This window comes from Achromobacter animicus (assembly GCF_040775605.1).
GTDB classification, from domain to species: domain Bacteria; phylum Pseudomonadota; class Gammaproteobacteria; order Burkholderiales; family Burkholderiaceae_B; genus Achromobacter; species Achromobacter animicus.
This window is the reverse complement of the sequence record NZ_JAYGJK010000001.1, coordinates 5,894,571-5,919,594: the sequence shown is the minus strand read 5'-3', so window position 1 is coordinate 5,919,594 and position 25,024 is coordinate 5,894,571. Positions and strand designations below refer to the sequence as shown.

Genomic DNA, 25,024 nt, shown 5'->3' with positions numbered 1-25,024 from the left:
AGGGCCGCTGAAGGATGGACGCCCGCCCTGTGTTGCGCCCGAACCGCCTCAGTTGGGCTGGTCCTTGCCCGGCTCTTCGGCCAGCACCTGCGGCGTCACGTAGGGGGCGTGGGCGGTGTTGACGGGCTCCATGCGCAGCGGCTGGTGCACGCGCGACGGCGGCACCAGTGAGCCGGGGGCGTCGGGATTGGTCCACGACGGATCCGGGATTTCCGCAAAGACCTGGCGCAGGCGTTCACCCCAGGTGCCGCGGATCATGCGGAAGTATTCGTTGTGTTCGTCGATGCTGGCAAAGTGCGTCACGCGCAACGAGTTGGCGCTATACACAAGCAGGTCCAGTGGCACGCCGACCGAGATATTGGAGCGCAGCGTGGAATCCATGGAGATCAGCGCGCACTTGGCGGCCTCGTCCAGCGAGGTGTCCGGCTGCAGCACGCGATCCAGGATGGGCTTGCCGTACTTGGCCTCGCCGATCTGGAAATAGGGGCATTCCTGGCCGGCCTCGATGAAGTTGCCCGCCGAATACACCTGGAACAGGCGGCATTGTTCGGTGCCGATCTGGCCGCCGAAGATCATGCTGACGTTGAAATCCACGCCCTGCTCGTGCAGGGCGGCGGCCTCGCTGCGGTAGACCTCGCGCACCGCCGCGCCCACCAGCCGCGTGGCCGCGAACATGTCGGGCGCGTTCCAGAGGGTGTCGGCGCCTTCTTCGCGCTGACGGGTCAGCACGTTCAGCACGGCCTGGCTGACCGCCAGATTGCCGGAGGTCATCAGGACCATGACGCGCTCGCCCGGCAGTTCGAAAACGGTCATTTTGCGAAAGACGCTGATCTGGTCGACGCCCGCATTGGTGCGGGAGTCGGAGAGAAACACCAGGCCGGCGTCGAGGCGGGCGGCTACGCAGTAGGTCATGATCGGAAAGAGGGAAAAACCACCTCGCATTGTATTGCGGCGCGGCGGGGCGGATGTAACGGCATACTGCGGCGGCTTATTGCTGCCGGCTACTGCTGCGCGCCGGCCTGGACCTGGACGCTGATTTCCATCGATTCCTCCCCGCCGCCGGTGCGCACGCCCCGCACGGGCGAGGCCGAGTCGTAGTCCCGGCCCACCGCCAGCCGGCAATGACATTCCGAGGCGAACTGGTTGTTGGTGATGTCCACGCTGGTCCAGCCCACGTCGGGCAGCCAGACGTCCGCCCATGCATGGCTGGCCGCATGCTCGGCGGTGGTGTACAGGTAACCGCTGACGTACCGCGCCGGCACCGCCAGGCCGCGCACGCAGGCCAGGAAGAGGTGGGCGTGGTCCTGGCACACGCCAAGGCCCAGGGCCAGCACCTGATCGGCGGCGGTCGTCACGTCCGTGGTGCCGGGCACGTAGGCCACGCGTCCGTGGATCGCCGCCGCCAGTTTCAGGATGTCGTCCGACGTCGACAGTCCATTCGGCAACACTGCCCGCGCAAAGGCCAGAATCGTTTCATCCGCCTGCGTCAGCCGCGTCGGCACGCAATAGGCGTGCACCGGCAGGCGGCTGTCTTCGCTGCCCAGCACGCCGCGCGTCAGCGGCGCCACCAGCACCTGGCCGGAGACGCGCAGTTCGATGTCGCTGTGCGGCTGGTTCAGCGTCAGGGTATGCGTGATGTTGCCGTAGGCGTCGACCTGCTTGTCCAGTTCGCCGGGGGCCTCGATGTGCCAGCGCAGCACGCGCTGATGCTCGTCGTCGCGCGGCGTCAGGCGCAGGGTCTGGATGCTGTAGTTGACCGGCGCCGTGTAGCGGTAATGCGTGACGTGCGTGATGATCTGCTTCATTGCCTCTCCCGTGTTAGGCCGACAGCGGCACCAGGAAGTCCTGGCTGATCCGGTTGCCCAGGTCGTTGATGCGGTCCAGGAAGCGATCCAGGTAGCGGTGCAGTCCGCTCGCCAGTATGTCTTCGACGCGCCCGTACTGCAGCTCCGCACAAAGCATGCCCGCGCGGCGCTCGGTTTCCGTGGAGCGCTGATTCGAGACGCGCGCCAGGTCGCCGGCCACCGCCCGCATCGCGGCCAGCAGCGATCGCGGCATGTCGCCATGCAGGATCAGCAGTTCGGCCACGCGGTCGGGCGTGATGACATCACGGTACACCTTGCGGTAGATCTCCAGGCCGGACACGGAGCTGAGCAGCGCCGACCAGCGATAGAACTCGCTTTGCACGGCGGCCGCGCCGGCCGGTTCCGCACGGCTGTCCTGCGCGCCCGCGCCGCCGCGTTCATGGAACTTCACGTCCAGCATGCGCGCGGTGTTGTCGGCGCGTTCCAGATGCATGCCGATGCGCATGAAGTACAGCGCCTCGTCTTCCAGCATGGTGGCGATCGTGACGCCGCGCGCCAGATGCGAGCGGAACTTCACCCACTCGAAGAACTCGCCCGGATTGCGCTCCAGCAGGCCGGTGTGCAGGTGCTTGAGGAGTTCAAGCCAGGTGGTGTTGTAGGTTTCCCAGACTTCGGTCGTCAGGCTGCCGCGCACCGCGCGCGCGTTTTCGCGAGCGGCGCGCATGCAGGCATAGATCGATGACGAATTTTCCGGATCGCGCACCATGTACTGCAGCACGTCGTGCGGCGATATGGAGGCGTATTTGCTTTGGTACAGGCCCTGCAGCTCGGAAATGCGCAGCACGCCCAGCCACGAGCCTTCGCGCGTGTGCGTGTCCTGCGGCAGCAGCGACATCTGCAGGTTCACGTCCAGCATGCGGGCGGTGTTTTCGGCGCGCTCGGTGTAGCGGCACATCCAGAACAGGTTGTCGGCGGTTCGGCTCAGCATGGTCAGTCCTCCAGCACCCAGGTGTCCTTCGTGCCGCCGCCCTGGCTGCTGTTGACCACCAGCGAGCCCTCGGTCAGCGCCACGCGGCACAGGCCGCCCGGCACGGTGCGGATCTCCTTGCCGCACAGCACGTACGGACGCAGGTCCACGTGGCGCGGCGCAACGCCCGATTCCACGTAGGTCGGCGTGGTCGACAGCGCCAGCGTGGGCTGCGCGATGTAGTTGCCGGGGTTGGCGCGTACGCGGTCCCTGAACGCGTCCACGTCGGCGCGCGAGGCGGACGGCCCGACCAGCATGCCGTAGCCGCCCGCGCCGTGCACTTCCTTGACCACCAGTTCGTGCATGTTGGCCAGCACGTGCGACAGTTCGTCCGGCCGGCCGCAGCGCCAGGTGGGCACATTCGACAGGATGGGTTCCTCGCCCAGGTAGAAGCGGATCATGTCGGGCACGTACAGGTACGTGGATTTGTCGTCGGCGATGCCGGTGCCGATGGCGTTGGCCAGCGTGACGCGGCCGGCGCGATACACCGACAAGAGGCCCGGCACGCCCAGCGCGGAATCGGCGCGAAACGCCAGCGGATCCAGAAAATCGTCGTCCAGCCGGCGGTAGATCACGTCCACCTTGCGCGGCCCACGCGTGGTGCGCATGTAGACGGTGTTCTGTTCGACGAACAGGTCCTGGCCTTCGACCAGTTCCACGCCCATCTGCTGCGCCAGGAACGCGTGCTCGAAGTACGCCGAGTTGTACATGCCCGGCGTCAGCACCACCACGGTGGGGTCGTCGCCGCCGTGCGGCGCGACCTCGCGCAGGTTGTCCAGCAGCAGGTCGGGGTAGTGGGCCACCGGTTCGACCTTGATGCGGCCGAAGGCGTCGGGCATGAGCCGCATCGACATCTTGCGGTTTTCCAGCATGTACGACACGCCCGACGGCACGCGAAGGTTGTCCTCCAGCACATAGAACTCGCCGGCGCCCGCCCGCACGATGTCCACGCCGGCGATGTGGCAGTAGATGTCTTCGGCCACGTCGACGTCCTGCATCTCGGGGCGGTATTGCGCGTTCAGGAAGACCTGCTCGGCCGGCACGATGCCGGCGCGCACGATGTCGTGGCCGTGATAGATGTCGCGGATGAACAGGTTCAGCGCACGCACTCGCTGTTTCAGGCCTGCCTCCAGGAGCCGCCATTCGTCGGCGGGGATGATGCGGGGGATCAGGTCGAAAGGGATGAGGCGTTCGGTGCCGGCGGCGTCGCCCGCCACCGAGAACGTGATGCCGACGCGGCGAAAGCTCAGGTCGGCCTCGAGCCGGCGCACGGACATGGCCTCGGCCGACTGCTCGTTGTGCCAGCGCTCGAATGCCTGATAGTGGGCGCGGATGCGGTTTTCGCCGTCGCGCATTTCGTCATAGGCGGATGGGCGGGCGGGTCTGTCCATCATGGCTCCTCCGGTGCAGATGCATATCTACAAGCAACCCGCATGCCAGGTATGGCGGCAGGCGGGCGCCACGGAGTCAATATGCGCTGCGGACGGGGGAATTGCCATCCCCACGGCGGACGACGCGGAGATCGGGGGACGGGCCGCGCCACGGCGGGCGCGGGGGCGTTGGAAGGCGCACCACGCTGGTGCGCCCTCGCGAAGCTGCTGATGCGTCAGGCTGGTGCGTCGCCGGGTGCGCCGACGGGTGCGTCAGGGGGGGCGCATCAGACGGGTGCGTTGGTTGCACCCGCAGACCGGCGTGTCAGTTCATCCGATACGAATGCAGGACCGATCCGCCTGTCTTGCCTTCCTCAAGCGGGGCGTGCGGCACCCAGCCGTCCTGGGTCAGGACCGCGTCCAGCCGGACGTCGTGCGCGGCGGGGACGTATCCCGGCTCCAGCTCACCGCAGCTCCAGGCGATGCCGATGGCGGTGAACGCGTGGCCGCGTTCGCGCAGGGCGGCGAGCGTGCGGTCGTAGTAGCCGCCGCCATAGCCCAGGCGGTCGCCCTGTTCCGTGTAACCGAGGGTGGGCACCAGAACGACATCAGGCAGCAGTTCGGGACCGGCCACCGGCTCCTGGATGCCGTAGGGGCCGGCGCGCAGCTCGGCCTCGGGTGTCCAGGGCAGGAACGCGAGCGGCGCGTTGCGCTCGCGCACCACGGGCAGGGCGACGGTCATGCCGGCCTCGCTCCATTGCGTCAGCAGGGGGCGCAGATCGGGTTCGTCGGCCATGGGCCAGAACGCGGCGACGGTTGTGGGGGCCGGATTGCCCGCCTGCACGGCCTGGTCGCGGGCGACGTTCAGCCATGTGAACAGGCGCGCGCGCATGAGCAAAGCGCCCCGGCTGCGCTGGTCTTCCGGCAGGTCGGCGCGCAATTTTCGCAATCGCGTGCGCTCCTGGACTGCGGTATCCTCTTGAGTATTTTGCGTAGTCATGCTGTGGCTGTAACCGGGGGGTTGAAGATGAAGGCAAACATGCTGAAGACGAACTTGCGTAGGCTCAGCATGCGGGTGCGTCGAGAGACAGGCGCCCAGCAGCCACCACGGTATCAGAAATCCTCGTCCCAAGCCGCCGACGCCCGCTCCGGGCTGTACCGCGGGTTGCACCGCTTTCTCCCGCTGGTGGCGCTGTTCACCGCCGCCTGTGCGCCCGTTGATGCGCAGCAGCGCAGCGCCGCCGTCAATCCTCAGCCCCAGCCCACCGTGCAGGCCGCCCAGCCGATGATCGCGGTGCCGCCCGTGGCGCTGGCGGGCTTGCCGCCTACTGCCGAAACCCCCGCGCTGGCCGCCGTGGTCGCCGCCCGCGAGGCCATGAGCCGCAAGCAGTGGTCCGTTCTGGGCGTGCTCGTGCCGCAGGCCAAGGGCGATCCGCTGGGCATGTACCCCGAATACTGGCTGCTGCGCTACCAGCTCTGGACGCCGCCCGCCTCGGGCCGTCCCGTCGCGGCCCTGCAGCAGTTCATCAACAGCAATGGCGACGCCTACCTGGCCGACCGCCTGCGCGGCGACTGGCTGCTGGCTGCCGCGCGCAGCGGCGACTTCGAAACCGTGCGCAAGCTGGCGCCCGTGAAGAACAGCAACGCGCAGATCGAATGCGCCATTCTTGACGCCAAGCACATGACCGGCCAGCGCGCCACCGCCGCGCAGGCGATGGCCGTCTTCGCGCCCGGCAGCGCGTGCTGGGCGCTGTACGACCAGCTGGTGGCCGACGGCATCCTGGGCTGGGAGCAGCTTGAACCGCAGCTGCGCGACGCCATCGAGGCCAACAAGACCACCGACGCGCGCAAGTTCGTGCAGTACATGTTCGAGCCGCGAGACGTGAAGACCTACGACGTCCTGATGAAGGACCCCATGAAGTGGCTCACGCGTCAGGACCGCATGCCGGTGGGCCGCAACGAAAAGGAACTGGTCACGATCGCGCTGGCCCGCCTGGCGCGGTCGGACGTCAGCGTCGCCGATTCCTATCTGCGCCGCGAATGGGCCAAGTCGATGTCCAAGCAGAACCTGGCCTGGGTGCGGGGGCAGTACGCGCTGGCCGCCGCGCTGGGCTTGGACAGCCGCGCCAACGACTGGTACCGCGAGGCCGGCCATATCCGCATGACGGAATACAACGCCGCCTGGAAGGTGCGCGCGGCGCTGCGCCAGCCCAAGATCGACTGGAAGTGGGTCATCGAATCCATCGACGAGATGCCGGCCTCGCAGCAGGCCGAGACCGCGTGGGTGTACTGGAAGGCCCGCGGCCAGGCCGCGCAAGGCCAAAAGGAAAAGGCCCACGCCGCCTATGCCAGCATCTCCGACCGCTTCGATTTCTACGGCCAGCTCGCGGCCGAAGAACTTGGCCGGCGCATCAACGTGCCGCCGCGTCCGGCGCCCATCAGCGACCGCGAGATCGCCGAGGCGCGCGCCAATCCGGGCCTGCAGCGCGCCGTGCTGCTGTTCCGTCTGGGCTGGCGTGCCGAGGCCGTGCCGGAATGGAACTTCACGCTGCGCGGCATGAACGACCGTCAGCTCATGGCGGCCGCCGAACTGGCCCGCGCCGAAAACATCTACGACCGCGTGGTCAACACGTCGGACCGCACGGAAAAGGAATTCGACTTCAGCCAGCGCTTCATCGCGCCGTTCGAGGGCCGCGTCACCGCCAAGGCCAACGCCATCGCGCTGGATCCGGCGTGGGTGTACGGGCTGATCCGCCAGGAATCGCGCTTCATCATGGATGCGCGCTCGCACGTGGGCGCATCGGGCCTGATGCAGCTCATGCCCGCCACGGCCAAGTGGGTCGCCGGCAAGATCGGCATGAGCGACTTCACGCCGGGCAGCGTCAACGACTTCGACACCAATACCGAACTGGGCACCAACTACCTGAACATCGTGCTGCGCGACCTGAACGGCTCGCAGATGCTGGCCAGCGCGGGCTACAACGCCGGTCCGGGCCGGCCGCGCAACTGGCGCTCGACGTTCACGCATCCGGTTGAAGGCGCCATCTTTGCCGAGACCATCCCGTTCACCGAAACGCGCACGTACGTCAAGAACGTGATGTCCAACGCCACGTACTACGCGGCGATGTTCACCGGCCAGCCGCAATCGCTGAAGGAACGCCTGGGCAACATCGTGCCGGTCGGCACTGAAACCGCCGCGGCGCAATGACGCGGGACCCGGCCACCGAGGGCCTGCGCGCCTACATCGTCGGCGGCGCCGTGCGCGACGCGCTGCTGGGCCTGCCGGCTGGCGATCACGATTGGGTCGTGGTGGGCGCCACGCCCGAGGACATGACGCGCCGCGGCTTCATCCCGGTCGGCGGCGATTTTCCCGTCTTCCTGCATCCCCGCACGAAAGAGGAATACGCGCTGGCCCGCACCGAACGCAAGTCGGGGCGAGGCTACAAGGGCTTCACTTTTTATACGGGCACGGACGTCACGTTGGAGGAAGACCTGCGTCGCCGCGACCTCACGGTCAACGCGATTGCGCAGGACGAGAATGGACAGCTCGTCGACCCGCTGAACGGCGCCGACGACCTGCGCGCCCGCGTCTTTCGGCACGTGGGCGAGGCGTTCGAGGAAGACCCCGTGCGCATCCTGCGCCTCGCCCGCTTTGCGGCGCGCTTTGGCGATTTCAGCGTGGCGCCGGAAACGATGACGTTGTGCCGGCGCATGGTGGCGGCTGGCGAGGCCGATGCGCTGGTGGCCGAGCGCGTCTGGAAGGAACTGTCGCGCGGCCTGATGGCGCAAACGCCTTCGCGCATGCTGGGCGTGCTAGCCGAATCCGGCGCGCTGGCGCGCGTGATGCCGGAACTGCTGGGCGTGGAGGAAGTAGGGCCGCAGGTCGACCGCGCCGCGCAGCAGGGCTTGCCGCTGGCAAGCCGCTACGCCCTGATGTGCCGCCTGACGCCCGAGCGCGAGGCGCTCGGCCGCCGGATGCGCGTGCCCACGGAATGCAACGACTATGCGCGGTTGCTGCCTGATGTGCTGGACGCGCTCGATGCATTGGACGGCATGCCGGACGGCGCCGATGCGCAACTTGCGCTGATGGAGCGCGCCGATGCCTTGCGCAAACCGGAACGCTTTTTTGAATTGCTGGATGCCGCGGCCGTGTTGCGCGCGGTGGATCTGTCCGCCTGGCAGGAACGGGTGGCGGCGGTGCGCGGCGTGGATGCGGGCGCCATCGCGAAGGCGTGCGCGGGCGAGCCGGCGCGCATCAAGGAAAGCGTGCGTCAGGCGCGATTGGCGCGTTTGGTGGATCTGCAGGCGGGCTGATTCGGCCGGCCGCTGCGGCGCTTGCCGCAATTGCACATCGCAGCCGCTTGCTGCAGTACTCGTCGCAGTTACTCCCCGCAGTTACTCGCCGCAGCCGCTCAGCGCAGTCGGCCACTACTCGTCGCTTACAGCTTGCCCAGCCGGTCGCCGCGTGAAAACCCGGACAGCGGCGCCGTCATGCCGCGGCCGATGGCCAGCACCTTGAACAACTCGCCCATCTCGGCCTCCGACAGCAGCTTCTGCACGGGCGCGACCGCCTGCGCGTAGGCCTGGGCATCGGACGGGTCCAGCCCGGCCAGCAGCTCCATCAAGCCGGCGTTCATCAGAAAGCGGGCCTGCGAGGTGTAGCCCAGCACCTGCATGCCCGCCTCAAGGGCGGCTTCCGCCATCGCGGTGAAGTCCACGTGCGCGGTGATGTCCTGCAGGCCCGGCGCGGTGAAGGGGTCGCCATGCGCATGGTGGCGCAGGTGGCACATCAGCGTGCCGCCCGCGCGCTGCGGATGGTAGTACTCGCTGCGCGGAAAGCCATAGTCCACCAGCAAGGCCGCGCCGCGCTCGAGCCAACTGCCCATCGCAGCGATCCACGCCTCGCCCTGCAGATTGATTTCGGACACATAGCCGGGCAGCGCGGGCATGCGCGCCGCAACGGCGGTGGCCAGGGCCGCCGGGGCCGGCCGATCTTCCCACGTGAACCCGGCGTTTGCATCCACCGTCACGCCGCGTTCCTGCACCTGACCCGCTTCGCTCCAGGCAAAGAGCGACACGGGCATCGCGTCCAGCACCTCGTTGGCCAGCACGCAGCCCGAAAACGCGTTCGGTAGCGCATCCAGCCACTGCACCCTGTCGCCAAAAGGCGCCAGCCGTTCGGCCTGGCGGGCGCGCAGGTCCGCCGACACTTCCAGGATCCAGTAGCGCGTGTCGGCCAGGCCCAGCGCATCCAGTTCATGCAGCACGCCTTCGGCCAGCGCGCCGGTGCCGGCGCCGAACTCCAGCACGTCGTGCGTGCCGGTCTGGCGCAGCACCTCGGCCGCCTGGCGCGCGAGCGTGTGCGCAAACAGCGGCGTGAGCTGTGGTGCGGTCACGAAGTCGCCGGCTGGCGTCTTGCCGCCGTCGTCTGCATCGGCCAGCTTGACGTTGCCTGCCGCGTAATAGCCCAGCCCGGGGGCATACAAGGCTTCCGCCATCCAGTGATCGAACGGCAGCCAGCCGCCGTTGGACGCGATCGCGGCGCGCAGGTGGGCGGCGGCGGCGTCGCTGTGCTCACGCGCGGCGGGGGAAAGGGGGGGCAGATTGGCGGGGGCGGGGCGTTGCATGGGCGGCAGAGACGTGGGTAAACCGGCATTTTCCCAAAAAAAAACCCCACGGCATGGCCGCGGGGCTTTTTTGAATCAGGCGTGGGGATCAGCCGCGGCGATCGTTCGACTTGCCGAAACGCTTGGCGGGGCCGCCAGGACGCTTGTCGAACGAGGGCTTGCCACGGAAACCGCCTTCGGGGCGATCACCGCCGCGGAAGCCGCCTTCGCGCTGCGGACGGTCGCCGAAGCTGGGACGGTCGCCAAAGCTGGGGCGCGCGTCGCGATCGCCACCACGGAAGCCGCCTTCACGCGGGGCACGCTCGCTGAACGGGCGGGCATCGCGCTGCGGACGGTCGCCATAGCTGGGACGGTCGCCGAAGCTGGGACGCGAATCGCGGTCGCCGCCGCGGAAGCCGCCTTCACGCTGAGGACGGTCGCCGAAGGGACGATTGCCCTGGTAGCCGCCTTCGCGCTGGGGACGATCGCCGAAGCTGGGACGGTCACCGAAGGAACGCTGCGGGCGGTCGCCAAACGGGCGGTCGTCGAACGAACGGTTGCCTTGGTAGCCGCCGTCGCGCGGCTTGAACTCGCCACGCGGGCCGCCGAACGAACGGCCTTCACGCGGTGCGCCATCGCGCGGCGCGCCGTCGCGGTTACCTGCAAAGCCGCCCGAATGGCGCGAACCGCCGAAACCGCCGGGACGCTTGCCGAAAGGCTTGCCATACGGCTTGCCACCGCCGCCGCCGCCGGTGGACGGACGCGGGGTGCGCTTGGGTTCCAGGCCGGCGATCACTTCAGGGGTGATGGACTGGCCGATGTAGTGCTCGATGCGGCGGACCTTGTGGCGCTCGGAGTGCGTGGCCAGCGTGAAGGCCAGACCGTTGCGGCCAGCGCGGCCCGTGCGGCCGATGCGGTGCACGTAGTCTTCGGCTTGCATCGGCAGATCGAAGTTGACGGCGTGGCTGATGCCTTGCACGTCGATGCCGCGGGCTGCCACGTCGGTGGCAACCAGGATGCGCAGCTGGCCGCGTTGCAGTTGCGACAGCGTGCGGGTGCGTTGGCGCTGGTTCATGTCGCCGTGCAGGGCAGCGGCGGCAAAGCCTTGGTCGGCCAGGCGGTCGGCCAGGTCGTCCGCGCCGCGCTTGGTCGACGTGAAGACGATGGCTTGATCCAGCGAGGCGTCGCGCAGTACGTGATCCAGCAGTTGCATCTTGTGGCTGGCATCGTCCGCGTACAGCAGGCTTTGCGTGATGTTGGTGTGCTTTTCCTTGGCGCCGGCGATCTCGATGCGCTGCGGCTCGCGCATCATGCGCGAGGCCAGCTTGGCGACGGTGCCGTCCAGCGTGGCCGAGAACAGCAGCGTCTGGCGGCCTTCGGGCAGGCGCTCGACGATGGTCTCGATATCTTCAATGAAGCCCATGTCCAGCATGCGATCGGCTTCGTCCAGCACCAGCGTGTGCACGGTGTTCAGCTTGACGCGGCCCGATTGCAGGTGGTCGATCAGGCGGCCCGGGGTGGCGACCAGCACGTCAACGCGGCGCGACAGTGCCTTCAGTTGCGCGCCGTAGGGCATGCCGCCCACGACGGTCGCGGTGCGCAGGTCGGCCAGCTTGCGGCCGTAGGTGGCGGTGGCTTCCGTGACTTGCAGGGCCAGTTCGCGGGTCGGGGTCAGCACCAGCACTTGCACGCCGACGCCCTTGTTGGCGGGCATCTGGGCGATGCGGTGCAGGGCGGGCAGCATGAAGGCGGCGGTCTTGCCGCTGCCGGTCTGCGAGGACACCATCAGGTCGTGGCCGGCCAGTGCTTGCGGAATGGCGGCGGCTTGAACGGAGGTGGGGGTGGTGAAGCCAGCTTCTTGAACGGCCGACAACAGGGCGGGCGCGAGACCCAGGGTATCGAAAGACATTACTTTCCCTTGCCGCAATCAATGCGACGCAGTGCTTGGTCGGGCCAGGGGATTAGGCGGCCGGATCCAGGCGACGGTTGATGGAGCATCGTGCCGACCGGATCAACCATGCGCGTGGCGCGTTCTCTTGTACTGATGGAACGCAGGGCGAAAGGAAAGGGGTCAGGAATCGATGATAGTTCGGCATGAGGCCGGGGATAGGCTTCCCGGCAGTCTGCAAAAAATTCCGCTAAATCAAGGCGGTAAATGCCGAACTCGTTTTGTGCAGTGCGGCGATCATAACCCGAATTCGCCCTGCAATGGAATTATTTTTTTGTCCAGTCCCCAATCAATAGGGTTTTTCCCTTGGTCCTGCAGCCAGGTGTTGGTGGCCCGGAAATGGCCGCATCCGAGGAAGGGCACAGGCGGCCGGCGGGCGGATAGCGGGGATGGATGGTTGGACATCAGGACGAGATGACCACTGTCGGGCGGAAGCAACAGCCGCTTGGCCTGCGCGTGGGCGCCCCACAGCATGAAGACCTTGGGCGAGGGATCGCGTGCCACGTGCGCGATCAGCGCATCCGTCACCGTTTCCCAGCCGCGCTTCGCGTGCGAGGCGGGCTGGCCGTCTTCGACCGTGAGCGCCGTATTGAGCAGCAGCACACCTTGGTCGGCCCAGGGGCTCAGATCGTTGCCCGCCGGGACGCTCAGCGCCGGATAGTCGCGCGCAATCTCGTTGAAGATGTTGCGCAGGCTGGGCGGGCGCTTGCAATCGTCCGGCACCGAAAACGCCAGGCCCTGCGCCTGGCCGGGGCCATGGTAGGGATCCTGGCCCAGGATCACGACGCGCACGTCCGACGGCGCCAGGCCATGCAGCGCGCGGAAGGGCGTGGCGGGGTACACCACGGCGCCTTGTGCGAGGCGCGCCTCCACATGGGCGGTGGCGGCAGCCAGCGCGGCGGCGACGGCAGGGTCGGCGGACAGGGCGGCCTGCCACGCGGCAGGCAGTTGCGCGGCCTGGGCGGCCAGGGCGTTGGATGTGAGGCGGTTGTCGATCGGCATGGGCGCGATTTTGGCACAGCCCGGTCAGCCGGATTGGCCCGCTTGTGCGATCAGACCGCCTTCCCAATCAGACTGGCCAGCCAGCCTGACGGTGCGCCGAATCCCAGAACATCCATTCAAGCTGGGCGGCGTGCGTGTAGGCCTGGTGCATCGCGGCCAGGGTCTGCGGCGACGCCGTCTCCGCCGCACGATCCACGGTGGCGATCACGGCGCGGACCAGCGCGTGGAAATCGTCGCCGGCGTAGGTGTCGATCCAGGCCGCATACGGATTGGGCCGCACGGCGCGTGCGTGGATGTCGCGCCCGATCTCGGCGTAGATCCAGAAGCAGGGCAGCAGGGCGGCCAGGACGACCGGATAGGGCGCGCTCCAGGCGGTGGCAATCAGGAAGCTGGTGTAGTGATGGCTCGCCGGCGTCAGCGGCGTGGCTTCGAAGGTAGCGGCGTCGATACCGAACTGCTGCATGAACCCGGCGTGCAGGCTGCGCTCGGCGACGACGGCGCCCTTGGCGGCCTCGGCAAACTGCACCACGCCATCGGCATCGCCGGCCTTGGCGGCGGCGATGGCGAGCGCGCGTCCGAACGCCACCAGATAGTGCGCGTCCTGGATCATGTAGTGCTTGAACGCGTCCTCGGCGAGCTGGCCGCTGGCCAACTCGCGGTTGAACGGCATGTCGCGCGTCTTCTCATAGAGCGCGGCGTTGCGGGTCCAGGCATCGGAACTGAAAGACATGGAATTCCTCTGGGATAGGCTCGGGCGCGCGGGGCGCGCGCCATCGGCTGGGCATAAGGGTAAAGGGGGTAAAGACGGAAGCGCAGGCGGATCGCGGCGCGGGGACGGCTGGATCAGGCTGCGCGTTTGCGGTGATGTCGGGCGTAGTCGAGAAGCGCGTCGCGCAACACCACCGCCTGGTTGTGCTCGGTATTGCGCGCGCCGAAAAGCAAGGTCAGGGGGCGATCCCCCGCCGCGTCCAGCAACGCCGCCATGCGCGATTGCTGCGCTGGGGTGGCGAGTTCAGCCAGATACTTGGCGCGGAAGTCATCCCAGCGGTCCTCGATGTGGCTGAACCATTTGCACAGTTCGGCGCTGGGGGCGATGTCGCGGGCCCATTCGTCCAGGCCAAGGTCTGCGCGGCGCAGTCCGCGTGGCCACATGCGGTCGACCAGGGCAAGGTAGTGACCTTCCGGACCGGTGCCTTCATAGACACGCTGCACGATGATGTTGGACGATTTCATGCCGGCTCCTGCAACTGACGGTGCGGCCAGTCTACTGCAACGCCTGCGACGCGCCGGATCACGGCGTACCGGAAGTTTGACGCTGCGCACCGGCGGCGCGCAGCACCGCGAATCCGACCGGCTTGTCGCGCCAGCGGTTTGTCGATTACATTCACTTAACCTCTATGTAACAACCCTATTACAGGCCGACACCGTCGGCCTTTTTTGAACCCACGATTCTGTCGTGGCTTCGCCAGGCCGCCTGGCGCCCTTCGCCGTCATGCCGCCACGCAACCCTTCAGACCTGCATCCCTCGCCCGTTACCGCCGGCCGCCTGCGCATTCTGCATACGGAGGCGGCTACGGCGTTCGGCGGACAGGAATTCTGCATCTATAAGGAGATGGTCGCCATGCGCGAGCGCGGCCATCACCTGGAAGCCGTGTGCCAGCCGCACGCCGAACTGACGCAGCGCCTGCGCGACGCCGGGTTCACCGTGCACACCATCAACATGGACGGCCCTGTGAATTTCATGCGCAGCGTGGCATTCGTGCGGCGCGTGGCGGCTCGTGGCCGGTTCGACGTAGTCAACACCCACAGCCGCAGCGACACGGTGCGGGCCGCGATGGGCGCGCGCCTGGCGCGCACGCCGCTCATTGTGCGCACCCGCCACCTGGCCAAGCCGATCAACTCGCTGTACGCCTACACGTGGCTGGCCCACCGCGTCATCGCGGTGAGCCGGCACGTGCACCGCCAGCTGCTGGATGGCGGCGCGGCGCCGCAGTCCATCGCCACTATCCATTCCCCGATCGTCCTGCCCGAAAGCGATGGCCAGGGCTCTGTCCGGCAAGAACTCGGGCTGCCTGACGACGCGCTCGTGGTGGGTTGCGTGGCCGTGATGCGTGCGGAAAAGGGGCACGCGGACCTGATCGACGCCTTCCACCAGGTTGTGGCCACGTTTCCGCATGCCCACCTGGTGCTGGCCGGAGATGGCATGCCGGTGTTCGAGCGCCTGAAGGCGCAGGTGCAATCCCTGGGCCTCGCATCGCGCGTGCATTTCCTGGGCCGGCGTCATGACATCGGCAACGTATTGCAGGCGTTCGACGTGTTTGCGTTGCCGACCCACCGCGAAGCCTTTGGTACGGCGTTCGTCGAGGCGGCCGCCATGGGGGTGCCGGTGATCGGCACCGACGTGGGCGGCGTGCCGGAAACCATGCAGGCCGGCGTGACCGGGCTACTGGTGCCGCCGCGAGACCCGGCTGCGCTGGCCGCGGCGCTGGAAAGCCTGCTGGCCGATCCCGAACGCAGACGCCGCATGGGCGAGGCGGGCCGCGAATTCATCCGCGGGCAGGGTCTGTTCAGCGCGGATCGCACCGCGCAATTGGTCGAATCGGCGTACGCACGCTGGCTGGGGGAGCGGCGCGGGACTGCGGCCGTGGCGCCTGGCGGCTCATTGCCCTGACAGCCTCAACGCCCACGCAGGCTCAATGCCATAGCAACGCATTCATGGCTTCCACCAGCCGGTCGCGGTAGCGAGGCAGCAGCGCTTGCACCTGCGCCTGCCGGTCCTTCCAGGAATCCGGCTCAGCGCCCGGCGCGATGCGCGGCGCCGCCCAGATCGGATCCGGAAAATGCCGGTCGCCGCGCCAGCGCGGGATCACGTGCCAATGCAGGTGCGGCACCATGTTGCCCAGCGACGCCAGGTTGATCTTGTCCGGCGTCAGGATCGCCTGCTGCGTTTCCTCCACCACATACACCGCCCGCATCAGCAGGTCGCGGCCATGCGTGGACAAGCTGGTCATCTCGGCCAGGTGACCGTTCCAGATCACGCGCGTGAAGCCCGGATAGTCGGCGTCGTCGACCTCGATGATGCGCAGGTGCGGCCCGCGCCACAGCAGCGTGCCGCCGTCTTCCTGGCACAGCGGACAGTTGGGATCGCGCGCGCTCAAGCCATCACCTTGCGGTACTGGATGAAGCCGGAACGGTCGGCAATCCGGTCGTAGAGCTGCATGGCGGTCGCGTTGGTTTCGTGTGTCAGCCAATAGACGCGAGCGCAGTTGGCCGCGGCGGCTTCGGCGTAGACGTGTTCGATCAACTTGCGGCCCGCGCCCGTGCCGCGCGCGTCCTGGTCCACATAAAGGTCCTGCAGGTAGCAGTAGTCGCCGGCGGTCCAGGTGGAGCGATGGAAGATCCAGTGCACCATGCCGACAGCGCGGCCGCTTTCATAGACCAGCGCCGCGTGCATGGGCTCGGCGGGGTCCAGGAAGCGCGCCCAGGTGTTGCGCGTGACGGCGTCGTCGATGCTGACGCGGTAGAAGTCCTGGTAGCCCTTCCACAGGGGCAGCCAGGCGTCGAAGTCGGTGGCGACGATGGGACGGATTTCTGCGGTACTCATGGCGCAAGGCCTCCTGGGGTCTTCAGAGTTGGGTTTCCATGGCGTCGACGATATGCCGCAGCACCTGCAGGCGAGCGTAACGCTTGTCGTTGGCCGACACCAGATGCCACGGCGCGTGGGCCACGTCGGTGCGCGTCATCATCTCGTTGGCTGCCGCCGCGTATTCTTTCCACTTGTCGCGGTTGCGCCAGTCGTCGGGCGTGATCTTGAAGTTTTTGAACGGCGATTTCTCGCGCTCGTGAAAACGCTTGAGCTGCTCGTCGGGCGTGACGGCCAGCCAGAACTTCAGCACCAGCGCGCCGCTGGCGGCAAGCTGTTCCTCGAAGTCGTTGATCTCGGCATACGCGCGGCGCCACCGGGCGGGCGGTATCAGCTTTTCGACGCGCTCGACCAGCACGCGGCCGTACCACGAGCGGTCGAAGATGCCGATGCGGCCATGGCTGGGAATGCAGCGCCAGAAACGCCACAGATAGGGCCGGGCCAACTCTTCGGTCGTGGGCGCGGATATCGGCGTGATGTCGACTTGCCGGATATCCAGCGCGTGTGTGACGCGGCGGATGGCGCCACCCTTGCCGGCGGCGTCCTGCCCCTCGAACACCAGGATCAGGGAGCGATTCCTGAACTTGTCGGACCGGGCGGCGCGCGCCAGCCGGCCTTGCAGCAGGCCGAGTTCGGTCTCGTAGTCTTCCTTGTCCACCTTGGCGTCGTAGTCCAGCTTGCCCAGCCGGTCCACGATGCGCGTCGTGCTGGAGTGCGCCACGAAAGCGGGCGGCAGGCGGGGCACCCCGCGCCGGCGCAGCGCGCCGAGCACCGCCTCGGCCGTGCGGGCGGCGCGCATGTTTTCGTCGGCGCTGGGAATCACCACCCACGGCGCATGGCCGCAGTCCGTGTGATTGAGGACGACTTGGGCGCCTGCCCGGATACGGTCGAACCGCTTGTTGACCTTCATGTCGACCGGACTGACCTGCCAGGCCGTATCGGGGTTGGCCAGCAGGCGCTGTGCACGCGTCTTCTGTGCCTTGGCGGACAGGTGGAACCACAGCTTGATGATCTGCACGCCTTCGGCGGCCAGCATGGTCTCAAAGCGCATGATCGCCGCCGAGTGCGCCTCGATCGCGTCCGCGTTGGGCTTCTTGCGCACGGCTTCAATGACGAGCGGCGTATACCAGGACCCGAACACGATGCCCGTGCTGCCCTTGGGCGGCAGATCGCGCCAGTAGCGCCACAGCGGTGGGCGCTCGAGCTCGTCGCCTTCGCGCGGCCCGTAGGCCAGCGTGCGGATGTGGCGGGGGTCCATCCATTCGTTCAGCAGGTTGATCGTCGCACCCTTGCCGGCGCCATCGATGCCGGCCACGACGATCAGAAGCGTCTTGTCGGCCTGCCGCAGCCGTTCGTACTGCGCATTGAGCAACGCGACGCGCAGCCGCGTTTCGAGCGCCTTGAATTCGTCTTTGGACAGGATGGGGTCGGCTTCGGCTTCGGCAAACATGGATGCGCGTCGGATCGGGTGGCTGCGATCGGGCGATCTTGCGGGATAAGGCCGCGCGGCGCAAGTGCGCCGCGGCCGGGGGTCAGAGCGCGTTGACGGGAATCTTGAGATAGCGCACGCCGTTGTCTTCGGGGGGCGGGAAATGGCCCGCGCGGATGTTCACCTGGATCGCCGGCAGGATCAGCGTGGGCATCGACAGCGTGGCATCGCGCCGCGTGCGCATGGCGACGAATTCGTCCTCGGTAATGCCGTCGCGCACGTGGATGTTGCCGCGGCGCTGTTCGGCCACGGTGGTTTGCCAGGCGGCCTCGCGGCCCGCGGGCGGATAGTCGTGGCACATGTAGAGCCGCGTGTCGTCTGGCAGGCTCAGCAGCCGTTGGATCGACTGATACAGCAGATGCGCGTCGCCACCGGGAAAATCGCAGCGCGCCGTGCCCACGTCCGGCATGAAAAGCGTGTCGCCCACGAATGCCGCATCGCCGATCAGATAGGCCATGTCGGCCGGCGTATGGCCGGGCACGTGGATGGCCGTGGCGGTCAGCGAACCAATCTGAAAGGTCTCGCCATCGGCGAACAGATGGCCGAACTGCGAGCCGTCGAGCTGGAACTCCGGCTCCAGGTTCAGGATGGTCTTGAAGACGCCCTGCACGGTGCGGATGCTCTGGCCGATGGCGATGACGCCGCCGAGTTGCCGTTGCAGGTAGGGCGCCGCCGACAGATGATCGGCGTGGGCATGGGTTTCCAGCAGCCAGACGGTCCGCAGGCTGCGTTCGCGCACGTAATCGGCCACGCGATCGGCGCTGGCGGTGCTGCTGCGGCCGGACTTGGGATCGTAGTCCAGCACCGAATCGATGATGGCGCACGCGCCGCCGGGCGCGGGTTCGTGGACGACGTAGGTGATGGTCGCAGTAACGGTGTCGAAGAAGGCCTGGATATGCGGGGTCATGAGGGCTCGCGTGAAGGCCGCACGGGCGGCCCGATCAGGTCAATTTACGAAGATAAATAATATTTGCGCATAGTTTATTCATAAATATAATGACGCCGCTATCCCCCACGTGTCCAACACCTCGTCATGAACGCTCCCCTTACCGATTGCGAAGTCGCCGTCCTGCGCGAGTCCGCCACCCAGGCCTGCGCGCTGCTTAAGGCGCTGGCCAACGAAGACCGCTTGCTGCTCTTGTGTCAGCTGGTCCAGAATGAACGCAACGTCGGCGAGCTGGAATCGCTGACCGGCATCCGCCAGCCGACGCTCTCGCAACAGCTTGGTGTGCTGCGCGACGAGGGTCTGGTCGCGACGCGGCGCGAGGGCAAATACGTCTATTACCAGATGGCCAGCTTCGAGGTCAGCCAGGTGATGAAAACGCTATCCAGTTTGTACTGCGGACGCGCTATGGAGTCACTCAAGTGAACGTGGACTGGTCCGCCTTCACCCCGGCCGCCGGCACGGCGGGCGGCCTGCTGATCGGCGCCGGCGCGGTGCTGCTGATGCTGGGCGCGGGACGCATCGCGGGCATCAGCGGCATCGTGGGCGGGTTGCTGGCGCCCGAGCGCGGCGGCGGCTGGCGCATCGCCTTCCTGCTGGGGCTGTGCGCGGCGCCCTGGCTGTTCCGCCTCTTTTCCGAACTGCCTTCCATCACGGTGGAGGCCAGCACGCCGCGCCTTATCGTCGCCGGCCTGCTGGTCGGCATTGGCACGCGCTATGCGTCTGGATGCACCAGCGGACACGGCGTGTGCGGCCTGTCGCGCGGCTCGCGCCGGTCGCTCGTGGCGACGCTGATCTTCATGGCTGCGGGTTTTGCTACGGTCTACGTGCTGCGGCACGTGGCGGGCGTCTGATCATGGCCGCGCTCTACGCCTTCGCCGCCGGGCTTGTCTTCGGACTGGGCCTGCTCATATCGGGCCTGGCGGACCCGGCGCGTGTGCTGGGCTTTCTGGATTTGGCCGGGTTGTGGAATCCTACCCTGGCATTGGTGATGGGCGGCGCCGTGCTGGCGACCAGTGTCGGTTATGCGCTGTTGCGGCGTCGCCGGGCCAGCTTGTCCGGCGAGCCCATGCGCTGGCCGCAAGCCACCCGGCTCGACGCGCGTCTGGCCGCCGGCAGCCTGGCGTTTGGCGTGGGGTGGGGGCTGGCGGGCTTCTGCCCCGGCCCGGCGCTCGTCGCTGCCGCGGCCGGCATCGGCGACGCAGCGGTGTTTGCGGGGGCGATGCTCGCTGGCATGGGCATCCACGCGTACATCACGCGGGCTGGGCGCCGCGACGGCGACGCAACCGGACCGCGCGCGTAGCGGCCGCTTGCCCGCACGCTTGCCCTCGCGCTTGCACTCGCGTCGAATCGCCTATTCGTACGTCCGGATGTCGTCGATGACCTTGCCGTCGTTCGGCAGGCCGCCTTCGGCCACCCATTCCACGTCTGCGCGAAGCTTGGTCACGTCGCGCGCTGAATCGGCAATGCGGCGGGCCAGCTCGTCGTTCTGCTCGCGCGACTCCACCTTTAGCACCATGCGGTCCGAACCGGTGCTGCCGCTGATGACCAGCCGCGCGCGCAGGATCTCAGGGTGCCGCCGCGCCACGTCCGCCACCTGCGACGGATGCACGAACATGCCGCGCACCTTGGTGGTCTGGTCGGCGCGTCCCATCCAGCCCTTGATGCGCGTGTTGGTGCGTCCGCACGGCGAGATGCCGGACATCACCGCCGACAGATCGCCGGTGCCAAAGCGCACCAGCGGGTAATCCGGATTCAACGTGGTCACCACGACCTCGCCGACTTCGCCTGCCGGCACGGGTTCGCCGGTGCCTGGGCGCACGATCTCGACAATGATGTCCTCGCCCACCACAAGTCCTTCCCGCGCGGGCGTCTCGAACGCGATCATGCCCAGGTCGGCGCTGCCGTAGGCCTGGTAGCCGTCGATGCCGCGCGCCGCCAGCCAGTCGCGCAGCGACGGCGGAAAGGCTTCGCCGGAGACCAGTGCGCGCCGCAGCGAATCGAGCTTCACGCCCAGTTCGTCTGATTTCTCAAGAATGATCTTCAGGAAGCTCGGCGTGCCGGTGTAGCCGCTGGGCGCCAGGTCCTGAATCGCGCGAACCTGCTGCTCGGTCTGCCCGGTGCCGCCGGGAAACACGGTGCAGCCCACGGCGTGGGCGGCCGTTTCCATCATCGAGCCGGCCGGCGTGAAGTGGTACGAAAAGCAGTTGTAGGCCAGTTCGCCGGCGCGAAAGCCCGCCGCGTACAGGGCGCGCGCGAAGCGCCAGTAATCCGACCGCGCGCTCTCCGGTTCATAGATCGGACCGGGCGAGGCGAACACGCGCATCGCTTCGCCCCAGCCGATGGCCGAGAACCCGCCGAAGGCTTTCTCGGGACCGGCGGGCCGCGCGCCGTCGTCGCGGCTGTGCTGCTGGCGTTCCAGCAGTTCATGCTTGCGCAGGACCGGCAGCCGGGCCAGCGCCTCGCGCGAGGTGATCGTGGCGGGGTCCACGCCGCGCAGTTGCTCGGCAATGGCCGGCGCGCGCGCAATGGCCCGCGCAATCGCCCCGGGCAGGGCGGCCATCAGATCGCGCTCGCGTTGCTCGGGCGCGCGGGTTTCGCGGTCATCGAAAAACTCGGACATGGAATCGCACCTTCTCGTGTGCCGGTTGGCGGCGCCGTTGCCGGCGCCATGCGGCAAGCGCTGGCTTGCCCGCGTCGGGAATCAGGCCAGCCAGCGTTTGCGGCGGCGGTAGAACTTGTTGTCTCGGAAACTCTTGCGTTCGCCGCTGGAAATGCCCAGGTAGAACTCCTTTACGTCCTCGTTCTGCGCCAGGTCGGCGGCCGCGCCGTCCATCATCACGCGCCCGTTTTCCAGGATGTAGCCGTAATCGGCGTAGCGCAGCGCGATGTTGGTGTTCTGCTCGGCAAGCAGGAAGCTCACGCGCTCGCGCTGGTTCAGGTCGCGCACGATCTCGAAGATCTCTTCGACGATCTGCGGCGCCAGACCCATCGACGGCTCATCGAGCAGGATCATGTTGGGGTTGGCCATCAGCGCGCGGCCGATCGCGGTCATCTGCTGCTCGCCACCCGAGGTGTAGCCGGACTGGCTGGTGCGGCGCTGCTTCAGGCGTGGGAAATACTGGTAGACCCGCTCCAGCGCGGCGGTGGTGTCGCCCCGGCTCATGCTGCGCGTATAGGCGCCCGTCAGCAGGTTTTCCTCGATGGTGAGGTGGGCAAAGCAATGCCGGCCTTCCATCACCTGCACGACGCCGCGCTTGACCAGTTCGGCGGGAGTCAGGCGTTCGATACGCTGGCCGCGGTACTGGATGTGGCCCTTCGTGACGTCGCCGCGCTCGCCCTTGAGCAGGTTCGAGATCGCGCGCAGCGTCGTGGTCTTGCCGGCGCCGTTCGCGCCCAGCAGCGCCACGATCCTGCCTTCGGGCACCTGCAGGGACACTCCCTTGAGCACCAGGATCACGTGGTTGTAGATCACCTCGATGCCGTTCACATCGAGCAGCACCTGGGGGGCGTCGGCGGCGGCAATATTGGCGTCGTTCATAAACCTTCCTGCGGCGTGGCGGCGGCCGGCCGGAAAGCCGGCCGCCGGTTCATATCAACTTGCGTTGCGCACCCGCGGCGCGGGGCCGCGGGTGCTCCAGAAGCATCACTCGCACTTGCGCGGCGTGATGTTCTTTTCCTTGGCGTACTTGGCCGCCGATTCCTTGACCATCGGGTCCAGGATCGTCTTGTCGGCCTGATACCAGTCGGAAACGACCTTGAACTTGGAACCGTCCCACTGCACGATGCGGGCCCAGTCGTCGCCCTTGTGGTTGGCGCACGAGGTCTTGACCGGACGCATGATCTGGCCAAAGCCCAGCTTGTCGAGCTTTTCCTGGGTCAGGTCAAGATTCTCGAAGCCCCAGCGCACCTGCTCGGGCGTCAGCGCCTTGCCCTTGCCGTACTTCTCCTGCGCGGCGCGGATCGCTTCCACCTGCAGCATCGAGATCATCATGCCGCGCGTGTGGGCGATGGTGCCCAGCGTGGTCTTGCCGGTCTTGTCCGCGCCCTGGCCCTTGTCGTAGACGTACTTCTTCAGATCGTCGTAGACCTTGTCGCTGTCGGCGCCGCTGTTGTGGATCGTGATGGCGTTGTAGCCCTTGGCGACATCGCCCAGATCCTTCACGTCGCCTTCCGACCCTGCCCACCAGATCGCGTACATCTTGTCGCGCGGATAGCCGCTGGCCTGCGCTTCGCGGATGGCGGTGGGCGTCATGATGCCCGCGCTCCACAGCAGCACATAATTCGGACGCGCCTGGCGGATCTGCAGCCAGGTGGACTTCTGCTCCACGCCCGGCGCCGTCACCGGATACAGCAGCAGCTCAAAGCCTTCCTTGGCCGCGCGCTTCTGCAAGAGCGGGATCGGCTCCTTGCCGTACGGCGAGTCGTGGTAGACCAGCGCGATCTTCTTGCCCTTGAGCTTGTCCATGCCGCCTTCTTTCTTGGCGATGTCCTGGATCATCACGTCGGCGGCAGTCCAGTACGTGCCCAGGAGCGGGAAGTTCCACTCGAACACACTGCCGTCCACCGATTGCGACAGGCCGTAGCCCATGGTTTCCACGGGCACCTTGTCGATGATGGCTTTGTCGCTGACCGCGAAGGTGATGCCGGTGGACTGGGTATCGAAGCCCGAGGCGCCCGTCCCCTTGCCCTTCAGGCGCTCGTAGCACTCCACGCCGCGGTCCGTGGCGTAGGCGGTCTCGCATTCTTCGTACGTGATCTTGACGCCGTTCACGCCGCCATCGCGTTCGTTGACGAGCTTCAGGTAATCCAGCTTGCCGTCGGCCCAGGGAATGCCCAGCGGCGCGAACGATCCCGTGCGATACACCAGCAACGGAACGAACTGCTCTTCGGCCGCCATTGCCGGCGTGGCCACGGCGCCTGCGGCGCCGGCTGCGGCCATCAAGGCTGCCGCCAACTTCAGGTTAAGACGCTTCATCTCCATTTACCTCCTGCGTGGTGCTTGGGTCGGTTCAACCCTGGGACACCGGGATTGGCCCGGTCTTGAGCCGGGTATTCGGGGCGGTGGTCCAGCGCGGTCGTGCCGCGTGGGACCCGCGGAAATCAAAACGAAAAAAGATCAGTGGGGGAACGGCCAGATCCGCAGCTTCTCCTTGCCGATGCTCCACAGCCGCGCCAGGCCGTGCGGCTCGGCGATCAGGAAGAACACGATCAGCGCGCCGAACACCATGTGCTCGATGTGCGCGGCGGTGTCCACCGACAGCGGCAGACCCAGCATGTGCGGGATGTTCGCCAGTGCCACGGGCACCAGCACGATGAACGCTGCGCCGAAGAAGCTGCCGATGATCGAGCCCAGCCCGCCGATGATGACCATGAACAGCAGCTGGAACGAACGGCCCAGGTCGAACGCCAGCGGCTCCCAGGAGCCCAGGTGGATATAACCCCACAGCGCGCCGGCCACGCCCACGATGAACGAACTGACCGCGAACGCCGTCAGCTTGGCGTACATGGGCCGGATGCCGATGACCGATGCCGCCACGTCCATGTCGCGGATCGCCATCCACTGGCGGCCGATGGCGCCGCGCACCAGGTTCTTGGCCAGCAAGCTGAAGATGACAACCAGGATCAGCACGAACAGGTACTTCTCCATGGCGCTTTGCACCGGCAGGCCAAAGGCCGTGAGCGGCGGCACCGACACGCTGCCCGAGGACGAATAGTTGGTGAAGAAGGGGATGCGCAGGAACGCCCAGTCCACGAAGAACTGCGCCGCCAGCGTTGCCACCGCCAGATACAGGCCGCGGATGCGCAAACTGGGGATGCCGAAGATCACGCCGACGATGGTGGCAAAGCAGCCGCCCAACAAGATTTGCACCACGAGCGGCATGCCGGGAAAGCGCACGCCGAAGTTCCAGGCCGCATACGCACCCACCGCCATGAAGGCGCCTGTGCCCAGCGAGATCTGTCCGCAGTACCCGACCAGGATGTTCAGGCCCACGGCGGCCAGCGCCAGGATCAGGAACGGAATCAGGATGGCGCGCAGCAGGTAGTCGCTGGCCATGGCTGGAACGACGATGAACGCCACCGCCATCAGCAGCCAGATGAAGACGCGGTCCTGGCGGATCGGGAAGATCTGCTGGTCAGCGCGATAGCTGGTCTTGAATTGGCCGTTTTCGCGATAGAACATTTTTTAT

Annotated in this window: 24 protein-coding genes; 6 read left to right on the top strand and 18 right to left on the bottom strand. The window is 67.2% G+C overall.

Translation table 11 applies throughout. The features are described 5' to 3' along the window. Window positions 1-48: 48 nt before the first annotated feature. The 5 genes from AB3147_RS27055 to AB3147_RS27035 all read right to left on the bottom strand — a co-directional run bounded on the left by AB3147_RS27055 (window position 49) and on the right by AB3147_RS27035 (window position 5,202). A complete protein-coding gene (locus AB3147_RS27055; RefSeq protein WP_175136824.1) occupies window positions 49-912 on the bottom strand; it encodes a proteasome-type protease in 864 nt (287 codons plus the stop codon). Window positions 913-1,001: 89 nt separating this feature from the next. Beyond that, window positions 1,002-1,805, bottom strand: a complete 804-nt coding sequence (locus AB3147_RS27050; protein ID WP_175136823.1) for a transglutaminase family protein — start codon at window positions 1,803-1,805, stop codon at window positions 1,002-1,004. Window positions 1,806-1,818: 13 nt separating this feature from the next. Continuing rightward, on the bottom strand, window positions 1,819-2,793 hold the full coding sequence (locus tag AB3147_RS27045) for an alpha-E domain-containing protein (RefSeq protein ID WP_367353430.1): 975 nt from the start codon (window positions 2,791-2,793) through the stop codon (window positions 1,819-1,821). 2 nt (window positions 2,794-2,795) lie between these two features. After that, the gene (locus AB3147_RS27040; RefSeq protein ID WP_175136821.1) at window positions 2,796-4,226 is read right to left on the bottom strand and encodes a circularly permuted type 2 ATP-grasp protein; all 1,431 of its coding nucleotides are present in this window, start codon (window positions 4,224-4,226) and stop codon (window positions 2,796-2,798) included. A 301-nt stretch (window positions 4,227-4,527) separates the two neighbouring features. Beyond that, window positions 4,528-5,202, bottom strand: coding sequence for a 5-formyltetrahydrofolate cyclo-ligase (locus AB3147_RS27035; RefSeq protein WP_175186170.1), 675 nt, complete (start codon window positions 5,200-5,202; stop codon window positions 4,528-4,530). A 69-nt stretch (window positions 5,203-5,271) separates the two neighbouring features. On the opposite strand from AB3147_RS27035, the gene AB3147_RS27030 reads away from it, so the two are divergent. Both AB3147_RS27030 and AB3147_RS27025 read left to right on the top strand, forming a co-directional pair. Beyond that, a complete protein-coding gene (locus AB3147_RS27030; RefSeq protein WP_438861035.1) occupies window positions 5,272-7,410 on the top strand; it encodes a transglycosylase SLT domain-containing protein in 2,139 nt (712 codons plus the stop codon). Next, window positions 7,407-8,516 (top strand): CCA tRNA nucleotidyltransferase, encoded by a 1,110-nt coding sequence (locus AB3147_RS27025; protein ID WP_367353428.1) that lies wholly within the window; start codon window positions 7,407-7,409, stop codon window positions 8,514-8,516. Before AB3147_RS27030 ends, AB3147_RS27025 begins: the two co-directional genes overlap by 4 nt. 125 nt (window positions 8,517-8,641) lie before the next feature. Here the strand turns inward: AB3147_RS27025 and AB3147_RS27020 are convergent, their stop codons facing one another. The 5 genes from AB3147_RS27020 to AB3147_RS27000 all read right to left on the bottom strand — a co-directional run bounded on the left by AB3147_RS27020 (window position 8,642) and on the right by AB3147_RS27000 (window position 13,991). Continuing rightward, window positions 8,642-9,829: a class I SAM-dependent methyltransferase gene (locus AB3147_RS27020; protein ID WP_367353427.1), complete on the bottom strand. Its 1,188-nt coding sequence runs from the start codon at window positions 9,827-9,829 to the stop codon at window positions 8,642-8,644. A gap of 88 nt (window positions 9,830-9,917) precedes the next feature. Beyond that, window positions 9,918-11,717: a DEAD/DEAH box helicase gene (locus AB3147_RS27015; protein WP_367353426.1), complete on the bottom strand. Its 1,800-nt coding sequence runs from the start codon at window positions 11,715-11,717 to the stop codon at window positions 9,918-9,920. A gap of 276 nt (window positions 11,718-11,993) precedes the next feature. Then, window positions 11,994-12,758, bottom strand: a complete 765-nt coding sequence (locus tag AB3147_RS27010; protein WP_175136816.1) for a uracil-DNA glycosylase — start codon at window positions 12,756-12,758, stop codon at window positions 11,994-11,996. Window positions 12,759-12,825: 67 nt separating this feature from the next. Continuing rightward, entirely contained in the window at window positions 12,826-13,488 is a 663-nt protein-coding gene (gene tenA / locus AB3147_RS27005) for a thiaminase II (RefSeq protein ID WP_367353425.1), read from the bottom strand. A 113-nt stretch (window positions 13,489-13,601) separates the two neighbouring features. Continuing rightward, window positions 13,602-13,991, bottom strand: a complete 390-nt coding sequence (locus tag AB3147_RS27000) for a DUF488 domain-containing protein (RefSeq protein ID WP_175136814.1) — start codon at window positions 13,989-13,991, stop codon at window positions 13,602-13,604. Between the two features lie 259 nt (window positions 13,992-14,250). On the opposite strand from AB3147_RS27000, the gene AB3147_RS26995 reads away from it, so the two are divergent. After that, entirely contained in the window at window positions 14,251-15,429 is a 1,179-nt protein-coding gene (locus tag AB3147_RS26995) for a glycosyltransferase (RefSeq protein WP_367353598.1), read from the top strand. A 22-nt stretch (window positions 15,430-15,451) separates the two neighbouring features. Here AB3147_RS26995 and AB3147_RS26990 read toward each other — a convergent pair whose 3' ends face one another. The 4 genes from AB3147_RS26990 to AB3147_RS26975 form a co-directional block, all read right to left on the bottom strand. After that, the gene (locus tag AB3147_RS26990) at window positions 15,452-15,916 is read right to left on the bottom strand and encodes an HIT family protein (RefSeq protein WP_175124967.1); all 465 of its coding nucleotides are present in this window, start codon (window positions 15,914-15,916) and stop codon (window positions 15,452-15,454) included. After that, a complete protein-coding gene (locus tag AB3147_RS26985; RefSeq protein ID WP_105241129.1) occupies window positions 15,913-16,362 on the bottom strand; it encodes a GNAT family N-acetyltransferase in 450 nt (149 codons plus the stop codon). The genes AB3147_RS26990 and AB3147_RS26985 overlap by 4 nt, the downstream gene beginning before the upstream one ends. A 22-nt stretch (window positions 16,363-16,384) precedes the next feature. Beyond that, window positions 16,385-17,851, bottom strand: coding sequence for a polyphosphate:AMP phosphotransferase (gene pap, locus AB3147_RS26980; protein ID WP_239213484.1), 1,467 nt, complete (start codon window positions 17,849-17,851; stop codon window positions 16,385-16,387). Window positions 17,852-17,933: 82 nt separating this feature from the next. Next, window positions 17,934-18,797, bottom strand: coding sequence for an MBL fold metallo-hydrolase (locus tag AB3147_RS26975; RefSeq protein WP_239213482.1), 864 nt, complete (start codon window positions 18,795-18,797; stop codon window positions 17,934-17,936). A 126-nt stretch (window positions 18,798-18,923) separates the two neighbouring features. On the opposite strand from AB3147_RS26975, the gene AB3147_RS26970 reads away from it, so the two are divergent. Genes AB3147_RS26970 through AB3147_RS26960 form a run of 3 tightly spaced genes read left to right on the top strand, consistent with a single transcriptional unit; the run spans window position 18,924 to window position 20,136 of the window. Beyond that, a complete protein-coding gene (locus tag AB3147_RS26970) occupies window positions 18,924-19,259 on the top strand; it encodes an ArsR/SmtB family transcription factor (RefSeq protein WP_175124970.1) in 336 nt (111 codons plus the stop codon). Further along, window positions 19,256-19,687 carry a YeeE/YedE family protein gene (locus AB3147_RS26965; protein ID WP_218342579.1) on the top strand — a complete coding sequence of 144 codons (432 nt, stop codon included), beginning with the start codon at window positions 19,256-19,258 and terminating at the stop codon, window positions 19,685-19,687. The genes AB3147_RS26970 and AB3147_RS26965 overlap by 4 nt, the downstream gene beginning before the upstream one ends. Window positions 19,688-19,689: 2 nt before the next feature. After that, complete coding sequence (locus AB3147_RS26960; RefSeq protein ID WP_367353424.1) at window positions 19,690-20,136, top strand: DUF6691 family protein; 447 nt, start codon at window positions 19,690-19,692, stop codon at window positions 20,134-20,136. Between the two features lie 51 nt (window positions 20,137-20,187). On the opposite strand, the gene AB3147_RS26955 is transcribed toward AB3147_RS26960, so the two are convergent. The 4 genes from AB3147_RS26955 to AB3147_RS26940 all read right to left on the bottom strand — a co-directional run bounded on the left by AB3147_RS26955 (window position 20,188) and on the right by AB3147_RS26940 (window position 25,017). Then, window positions 20,188-21,456: a phenylacetate--CoA ligase family protein gene (locus tag AB3147_RS26955; RefSeq protein ID WP_367353423.1), complete on the bottom strand. Its 1,269-nt coding sequence runs from the start codon at window positions 21,454-21,456 to the stop codon at window positions 20,188-20,190. 81 nt (window positions 21,457-21,537) lie between these two features. Continuing rightward, window positions 21,538-22,374 carry an ABC transporter ATP-binding protein gene (locus tag AB3147_RS26950; protein ID WP_175124974.1) on the bottom strand — a complete coding sequence of 279 codons (837 nt, stop codon included), beginning with the start codon at window positions 22,372-22,374 and terminating at the stop codon, window positions 21,538-21,540. A 105-nt stretch (window positions 22,375-22,479) separates the two neighbouring features. Next, window positions 22,480-23,817 (bottom strand): ABC transporter substrate-binding protein, encoded by a 1,338-nt coding sequence (locus AB3147_RS26945; RefSeq protein ID WP_108005808.1) that lies wholly within the window; start codon window positions 23,815-23,817, stop codon window positions 22,480-22,482. A 135-nt stretch (window positions 23,818-23,952) separates the two neighbouring features. After that, window positions 23,953-25,017: a branched-chain amino acid ABC transporter permease gene (locus tag AB3147_RS26940; protein WP_218342582.1), complete on the bottom strand. Its 1,065-nt coding sequence runs from the start codon at window positions 25,015-25,017 to the stop codon at window positions 23,953-23,955. Window positions 25,018-25,024 lie beyond the last annotated feature (7 nt).

Excerpts from the sequence above, each read along its gene's own strand:
- AB3147_RS27045 (WP_367353430.1), bottom strand. The coding sequence starts at position 2,793 with ATGCTGAGCCGAACCGCCGACAACCTGTTCTGGATGTGCCGCTACACC.
- tenA (WP_367353425.1), bottom strand. The coding sequence starts at position 13,488 with ATGTCTTTCAGTTCCGATGCCTGGACCCGCAACGCCGCGCTCTATGAG.
- AB3147_RS27020 (WP_367353427.1), bottom strand. The coding sequence starts at position 9,829 with ATGCAACGCCCCGCCCCCGCCAATCTGCCCCCCCTTTCCCCCGCCGCG.
- pap (WP_239213484.1), bottom strand. The coding sequence starts at position 17,851 with ATGTTTGCCGAAGCCGAAGCCGACCCCATCCTGTCCAAAGACGAATTC.
- AB3147_RS26955 (WP_367353423.1), bottom strand. The coding sequence starts at position 21,456 with ATGTCCGAGTTTTTCGATGACCGCGAAACCCGCGCGCCCGAGCAACGC.
- AB3147_RS27030 (WP_438861035.1), top strand. The coding sequence starts at position 5,272 with ATGCGGGTGCGTCGAGAGACAGGCGCCCAGCAGCCACCACGGTATCAG.
- AB3147_RS26940 (WP_218342582.1), bottom strand. The coding sequence starts at position 25,017 with ATGTTCTATCGCGAAAACGGCCAATTCAAGACCAGCTATCGCGCTGAC.
- AB3147_RS27055 (WP_175136824.1), bottom strand. The coding sequence starts at position 912 with ATGACCTACTGCGTAGCCGCCCGCCTCGACGCCGGCCTGGTGTTTCTC.
- AB3147_RS26945 (WP_108005808.1), bottom strand. The coding sequence starts at position 23,817 with ATGGAGATGAAGCGTCTTAACCTGAAGTTGGCGGCAGCCTTGATGGCC.
- AB3147_RS27000 (WP_175136814.1), bottom strand. The coding sequence starts at position 13,991 with ATGAAATCGTCCAACATCATCGTGCAGCGTGTCTATGAAGGCACCGGT.
- AB3147_RS26975 (WP_239213482.1), bottom strand. The coding sequence starts at position 18,797 with ATGACCCCGCATATCCAGGCCTTCTTCGACACCGTTACTGCGACCATC.
- AB3147_RS27015 (WP_367353426.1), bottom strand. The coding sequence starts at position 11,717 with ATGTCTTTCGATACCCTGGGTCTCGCGCCCGCCCTGTTGTCGGCCGTT.
- AB3147_RS27050 (WP_175136823.1), bottom strand. The coding sequence starts at position 1,805 with ATGAAGCAGATCATCACGCACGTCACGCATTACCGCTACACGGCGCCG.
- AB3147_RS27040 (WP_175136821.1), bottom strand. The coding sequence starts at position 4,226 with ATGATGGACAGACCCGCCCGCCCATCCGCCTATGACGAAATGCGCGAC.
- AB3147_RS27025 (WP_367353428.1), top strand. The coding sequence starts at position 7,407 with ATGACGCGGGACCCGGCCACCGAGGGCCTGCGCGCCTACATCGTCGGC.
- AB3147_RS26960 (WP_367353424.1), top strand. The coding sequence starts at position 19,690 with ATGGCCGCGCTCTACGCCTTCGCCGCCGGGCTTGTCTTCGGACTGGGC.
- AB3147_RS26995 (WP_367353598.1), top strand. The coding sequence starts at position 14,251 with ATGCCGCCACGCAACCCTTCAGACCTGCATCCCTCGCCCGTTACCGCC.
- AB3147_RS27035 (WP_175186170.1), bottom strand. The coding sequence starts at position 5,202 with ATGACTACGCAAAATACTCAAGAGGATACCGCAGTCCAGGAGCGCACG.
- AB3147_RS26970 (WP_175124970.1), top strand. The coding sequence starts at position 18,924 with ATGAACGCTCCCCTTACCGATTGCGAAGTCGCCGTCCTGCGCGAGTCC.
- AB3147_RS26985 (WP_105241129.1), bottom strand. The coding sequence starts at position 16,362 with ATGAGTACCGCAGAAATCCGTCCCATCGTCGCCACCGACTTCGACGCC.
- AB3147_RS26950 (WP_175124974.1), bottom strand. The coding sequence starts at position 22,374 with ATGAACGACGCCAATATTGCCGCCGCCGACGCCCCCCAGGTGCTGCTC.
- AB3147_RS27010 (WP_175136816.1), bottom strand. The coding sequence starts at position 12,758 with ATGCCGATCGACAACCGCCTCACATCCAACGCCCTGGCCGCCCAGGCC.